The organism is Achromobacter sp. 1011791174 (genome assembly GCF_059760925.1).
On sequence record NZ_JCBANH010000162.1, the window covers coordinates 1 to 6,997 of the forward strand.

Sequence of the window (6,997 nt, forward strand, 5' to 3'; positions counted from 1 at the left end):
CGGCGGCGTCGCCGCCGATCGTCAGGCTGGTGCTGCTCTGGTTCAGCCGGGGCGCGTTGCCGTCGCTGGCCAGCCGCCGCCAGTCGCCGCTCAGCTGCGCCCACATGGGCGAAGTCGCGGCGCGCGGCAGCGCCGCCGAGGAGGCTGGCGCATCGCTCAGACCGGCCGCCGCCGTGGGCGCACCCGCGGCCAGCGGCGCGGACAGATTGCCGCGCAGCGCGGCCAGCCCGTTCTGCGACGCCGGCGCCAGGCTGGGCGCGGCAAGGGCCGACGCCACGCCCGCGTGCATGTCACCGGACAGCTGGCTCAGCGCCTGGCGGGCGCTGTCGACGTCGGTGCTCAGCATGAAGGCGCGCCAAATCTCATGGGTTTGCGGCAAGGCGTCGATGCCCATCGCCACGGCCCGCTGATTGTCGGTGCTGGCGGGACTGCCCGCCTGCCTGCTGTTGCGCGTCAGGTTGAGCGTGACGTCGTTGCCGTCGCCGCCCGCGCTGTTGACGCTGGCGTCCATGAACAACAGCGGATTGCGCACGCTGGCGAAACTGCCCTCGACCGCGCCGGCGCCCTGCTTGGAGATCAGCACAAAGGGGCCGGCCTGCGGCTGCCAGGCCGCCGCGTCGTCGGGCGACAGGCGCAGGTCCAGCGTCGCGCCGCCGATATCGACCCGGCCCGCCACGTCCAGGCGGCTCTGCGCCGCCGGCGTGGCGGTGATCAGCAAGGTGCCGCGATTCACGTAGTCGCCCGCGATCGCCTGCGCACCCGTCGGATTGCCGGGCGCGTGCGTGGCGCCGGCGTCGATGATGGCCGAACCCAGCAGGCCGGCGCCGCTCAGGGTCGTGCCGGCCTGCGCGCGCATGCTGCCGCCCAGCTTCGCGCCGTCGGCCAGCCGCAGCCCGCCGCCGCTGATGACGGTGCTGCCCGTATAGGCGCTGCTGTCGGCATTCAACGTGAGCATGCCGCCGCCGGTCTTGATCAGCGCGCCCGCGCCCGAATAGCGGCTGGCGTTGGCGGCGTCGCCGGCCTGGTCCAGGGTCAGCGAGGCGCCGCTGGCGATGGCCGCATTGCCCGCCATCCGCTCGGCCGACGTGACCAGGCCGCCGGCCTCGACGGACCAGTCCAGCGCGGACATGCCGCCCAGCGTGAGCGTGCCCGCGCCGCGCTTGACCATTAGGCCGCGCGCGCCGTCCAGCGCGCCGATGTCGCCGCCGTAACGCGCATCGGCGGCCTGTTCGAATACCACCGTGGCCGCATTGCCGATGCCGCCCGAGATCGAAGCGGCATCGCCGATCAGCGTGCCGGCGCGCACCAGGGTGCCGCCGTAGGCGTTGCCCGCGCCGGTCAGCCGCAGCGTGCCGTCGCCGGTCTTGAGCAGGCTGCCCGGCCCGGACAGCTGGCCGCTCATCGCCAGCGTCGTGCCGGCCGCGACGTCGATTCCGGCGGTCTGCGACAGCGTCGCCGACCGGCTGGTGGCGAAGTCCGCCGTCGTCGCCAGCGAGCCGCCGGTGAAGACCAATGCGCTTGATGCCGCGCCCAGATTGGCATCGCGCGACACCTGCAAGGCGCCGGCGCGCAGCTCGGTGCCGCCGCCATAGCTGTTATCGCCCGCCAGCGTCACGGCGCCCGCGCCGATCTGCCGCAAGCCGCCGGCGCCGGAGATATTGCCCGCGAGCGTGAGCGCTCCGGCGCGGTTCAGGACCAGCGTGCCGTCGTTGACCACGTCGCCCAGGATCGAACCGGTCAGGCCGCCGTCGCCGATCTGCAAGACGCCGGCCGTGTTGCGGGTGCCGCCGGTGTAGCGGTTGTCGCCGGTCAGCACCAGCGTGCCGGCGCCCGCCTTGGTCAGCGTCTTGCCGTTCCAGGCGCTGCCCGCCGTGACGCTCTGGTCGGTCAGCCCGACGCCGACGGTGAACAGGCCGTCCACGGTGAAGCTGCCATGCGCCAGGTTGTTGGCCGCCGTCCAGCTCAGGTCGTAGGCGACCCGGTACTCCTTGCCGTCCGGTGATTTGCTGGTGTTGACCGTCAGATAGTCCGCGGGACCGGCGACGCCTCCCACCGAGATGGCGCCGAAGTCGCCGTCTATCCGGTCGCCCGAGGCGATCAGCGTCCGGGGCGTGCCATCCAGGCTGGCGATGCCGGAGAGGTTGAGCGCGACGTTGTTGCCGATCTTCACCTCGCCGGCCCGCAAGGCCGGATCCTGCGCCTGGGCCGCGAGCGAGAGCCTGGCGCCGTCGGCCAGCGTCAGGCGCCCGTCTATCTTGAGTCGCGTGCCGTCGTCCACCGCCAGTTCGCCCGCGCGGACCGTGGTGTTGCCCGTCAGCGCGGCGTTGCCGCCATTGTCACCGGCGCCGAAGCGCAGGCTGCCGCCGGACACTTCCGTGTCGCCGGCATGGTTGGTCGGCCCGGTCAGCGTCAGCGTCCCCGCGCCGCGTTTGCTCAAGCCGCCCGAACCGGTGAGGCTGCCGCCATATAGGGTGGCAGCCGCCTGATCAACGGTGAGCGTGGCGCCGTTCAAGGCGACGACACCCGCCGTTCCGCCGAGCCGCCCCATCGTCAGCGCCTTGCCGTTCAGGTCCAGCGTGCCGCCATTGATGAAATAGGCGCCGTTGGCGACGAAGCTGCCGTTGACGCCAACGCTCAACGCACCTGCGTCGACAGTGGTCAGGCCTTGATAGCTGTTGGCCGCGTCCAGCGTCAAGGTGCCCGTGCCGGTCTTGGTCAGCCCGCCCTGCCCCGACAGGCTGGCGACGGTGACGGCGGCGTAGCCCTGCGTGTCGATGCTCAGGCCGTTCGCCCCCAGCCTGATATCGCCGGTCTTGAAGCCGGAGAACAGAGCGGGCTGGCCGCCGGTCAGGCGCAGCACGCCGCCATCGGCGATGACGGAGCCGGCGCCGGCGGCAGGCGCGGCAACCTGTCCCGTCTCGATCACGGCGCCGGCGCCGATGCGCAACACGCCCGCGCCATCCGATCCCGGGTTGGCGGGATCACCGCCGACCATGATCGCGCCAGCCTTGACCCGGCTCTGGTTCAGGACCGCCAGTTCGCCGCTGCCGCCATAGCTGCCCAACACGATGGCGTTCGCGCCCGCGTCCCACTCCGAATCCGCCCCGCTTATGGTCACTCGGCCGGACTCGCCCGGCGTGCTGACGCCGTACCCGACATTCGCCTCCCTGGTCAGCAGCCGCGCGCCTTGCTCGACGCGCAGCTCGCCGCCCAGGTACAGGCCCACCTCAAAGCGATTGCCGCCGGCCTGCGCGTCCCAGACAGTCCGGCGGCCGCGCATGATGACCGTGGCGCTTCCCGCCGGGTGGTTCCCTTTGCCGATGATGCTGCCGTTGCTGGTCAGCCGCCCGCCGTCATCGATGCTCAGCGAGGCGCCGGAGCCGCCCATGCCCAAGAGCAACTGCCCCGTTCCCGTATTCCATTCGGCATCCTGCCCGCTGATCGTCACCTCGCCGGATGCGCCCGACGAGGCTTGCCCGACCGTCCCGCCATTGCTCTTCACCTTGCCGCCATTCAGGACGTGCAGCGTCCCGCTGCCCGTGACGCCCACGTTTACCGAGGCCGATCTCGCATCCCATTCGGCATCTTTCCCGCTGACCGTTACCGAACCCGTTGCGCCGGTCGGGCCGCCTCCGATTGCCCCCAGATCGCTCATCACCTTGCCGCCGTCCTTGATGATCAGCGTGCCTGACCCTCCGTAGCCCACCATCAGGCTGCCGCTGCCCAGGCCCCACCTGGCGTTCGCTCCCGCCACGGTCACCGAGCCCGACGAACCGGTTTGCTCACCAAGGACGGCCGCGCCGCTGGTCACGACACCGCCCTGCGCGATGTTGAGCGCTCCGGCGCCGTACCTGCCCACGGTCAACCTGTTGCCCCCCAGGTCCCAGGCAGCGTCCTGCACCATCACCGTGCCGGACGCTGCCGGGTCATTGCCGATCAGCGCGGAACTGCTGCGTACCTTGCCCCCCACCTTGATCGTCAAGATCCCTGCACTGGCGCCGCCTATCACCAGCAAAGCGCCATTCGCATCCCATTCGGACCCATATTCGGCCACCGTCACCGTGCTGGGTATATCCCCTGTCGCGCCGGTGCTCCCTGACGCGCCTATGATGCCGCCGCCGGTCTTGACGCTGCCGCCCTGCGCGATCATCAACTCGCCCTTGCCGGCAACGCCCACGGCGATGGGGTTGGAGCCCGTGTCCCACTTCGCGCCCGCTCCGGTGACCGTTACCGCAGCCTGCGCGCCCGCGTCCCGCGCCAGACTGCCCGCGCCGCCCGCCAGCGTGACGCCTGGCCCGATGGCCAGCGTGCCGTTCAAGACATTGGTATTGCCGGCGTAGCTGTTCACGCCGCCGAGCGTCAGCTTGCCCGAACCCGTTTTGGTCAGCCCGCCCACCCCTTGCAGGCCGATGGCCAGGGTCACATCGTGCGTCTGCGTGTCGAGGATCGCGCCGCCGGCGCCCAGCAAGACCTTGCCGTCGCGAAATCCTGCGAACAGGCCAGGCTGGTTGCGCGTCAGGCGCAGGATGCCGCCATCGATATCGACCGAGGCGCGGGCGCTGTCCCAGGCATCGAGCTGGCCTGTCTCGACCATGCCGCCCGACCTGATCGTCACCGTCGAGTCCGACGCCGTTCCTGGCAGCAGCAGCACATCCGCCACGCGTATCGAACCCGAAGTCAGTTTGCCTCCCCCGGCGATCGTCAGCATGCCCGTGCCGCTTGCGCCCACGACGATCAGCTGCGATCCCGTCGTCCATTCGGAACCCGCGTCGTCGATGCTCGCCACGCCCAGCGCGCCCAGTTGTCTGCCAAGCAACGCGGCGCCCGTCGTCGCCTTGGCCCCCTTCGCCAGCGCCAGGGCGCCGACGCCGCGGTCGCCCAGCACCACCGCGGCGGAGCCCGCCCGCCACTCGGTATCCTGGCCAGACAACAGGAAGGTGCCGAAGCCGCCCGAACGCACCCCGAGCCAGCCGCCTTCGCTCAGCACGCGAGCGCCTGCGGAAACGTCCAGCATCCCGCTCCCGGACTCGCCCAGCGCAAGCGCGCCCGCGCCCATGCGCCATTCGGTGTTCTGGCCGGAAAGCAGCACCTGGCCGAAGGCCCCCTCGTCAATTCCGACGCGCGCGCCATTGCTCTTGAGGATCGCGCCGTCCTTGACTTCCAGCTTCCCGGATTTGTTCTGGTTGATGCCGGCCTGCAATGGCGCCGAACCGTAGTCCCAGGTCGACGGACTCATGCTCGCCGGCGCGCTGATTTCACCCGGGTCGCCGGTGTCGGTGATCGACTGCGCACCCGCGCCGCATGGCGCGATCAGCAGCGCAGCCGCCGCGCAGGCGCGCGAGACAGCTCCGCCGGGACCGCCGGCGCGCGTGATTTCGGACACGACCGTCCACGCCCCCGATGCACGGTGGCGGACGAGCTTGTAGATGTGGTTCATATCGTGGCTTCTGAAAAGCGTGCCTGGCGCGCGATGAAGGACGCCTTGCCGGATATGGAAACGACGCTTGCCGCGTGACCGGGCGCTCTGGGCACGAGAAGGTGGGTTGGCCAGAGCTTAGCGATGCGCCCGGACGGGCGCATCGGACTTTAGTCGTAGAACCGCGCGGCCTGGCCGGCGGCCGGCAAGACGCTACGCGGCCGCGCCCTCGACCTCGTAGCGGACCTCGTGCGCCTCGCTCGGAACCGGCAGTTCCCAGCGATGCAGCATGCCCAGCAGCGCCTTGTTGCTCAGCGTGGTGTCGCGCTTGCCATTGCGCCGCAGCAGCTCCTCGCGCGGCTGTTCCAGGTACACGATCCGGACCTCGGCGCTGTAGGCGTAGCACAGGTCCAGCGCCTTGGATCGCATCTGCCGGCTCAGGTGCGTGGCATTCCACACGAAGGGCCGGGCCTCGCGCAGCAGCGCCTTCGCCATGTCCGTCGCGTGATGCGCCGCCTTGCCGTCGTTCTCGCCATGCTTCAGGCCCAGCGCCTCGCGCGCGTCGTCATAGGACACCACGGGCAGGCCCTGGCGATGCTCGCGCACCCAGGAGTCCTTGCCCGATGCCGGCAGGCCGCACATCAGCGTCACCTTCGAGCCGGGCGTCTGGAACAGCGGATAGTCCGGATGCACGTCGGCGCCACGGAAATAGCTCAGCCGCGTGTGCGCGTCGACGAAGGCCTTGGGTGCGCCATAGCAGCCTTCCTCGCGCGCCAGCTCGCGGAACAGCTCGATGCTGTCCAGCACGCGCGCCTGGTCGGCGCAGATGCGGCCGCGCATGTCGGCCTCGGCCAGCGCCGCAAGCAGGCGGATGTCCAGCTGCCACGACAGCTCGTGCACCGTCCAGGCCGGCGACACCGGACGGCGCGCGTCCTCCAGACAGTAGAACGGCACCTGATGCACCGCGATCAGCCGGCACACGGCCTCGCGCAAGGCGAAGGGCGCGCCGGCCTCCCACAACAGGATGCGCGCGTCGACCGCGCCCTTGCGCGAATGGCCGGGCTGGCCGATGCGGCCCGTCTCCGGATCCACCACGGTGGTGCGATGCTTGGCCACGTCGTGCAGCAGCGCGGCGAAGAACAGCACGCCGCGCTCGTCCGGCGTCGCCGCCAGATAGTCGGCCGATTGCAGCAAGGCGTCGACCACCATGCAGGTATGCGTCCACACATCGCCCTCGCCGTGATAGCGCGGCTCCTGAGGCGTGGCCTTGGCCTGCTCCAGCACGGGGAAGGCTTCCAGGCAGCGCGCGTAGTCCGGCGCCTGTCCGGGGGCAGGCACGAGCGCCTGCATCTGATTCCAATTCATGTCGGTTCTCCCGATTCGTTTATTTTGCCCGCCCGCCGCGCTCACTTGCGCGGCCTGGCGGCGGCTTCCAGCGCGTCCAGCCCGAACATCGTGCGCAGCCCCAGCGATTCCCAGGTCACGCAGGGACGCTCGGCATAGAGATCCACGCCCGGCGCCAGCCCGACGGCGCGGACCTGTCGGAGGGGCTGTACCTCAAGATCGAGGACGATCGCCAGG

General features: G+C 70.7%; 2 protein-coding genes. Both read right to left on the bottom strand.

The genetic code is table 11. From position 1 onward, the window contains the following. A partial coding sequence (locus AC6LJ5_RS29560; protein ID WP_498142368.1) for an autotransporter-associated beta strand repeat-containing protein occupies positions 1 to 5,437 on the bottom strand: 5,437 nt, incomplete at its 3' end. Between the two features lie 192 nt (positions 5,438 to 5,629). Next, positions 5,630 to 6,781 carry an AAA family ATPase gene (locus tag AC6LJ5_RS29565; protein ID WP_498142369.1) on the bottom strand — a complete coding sequence of 384 codons (1,152 nt, stop codon included), beginning with the start codon at positions 6,779 to 6,781 and terminating at the stop codon, positions 5,630 to 5,632. Positions 6,782 to 6,997 lie beyond the last annotated feature (216 nt).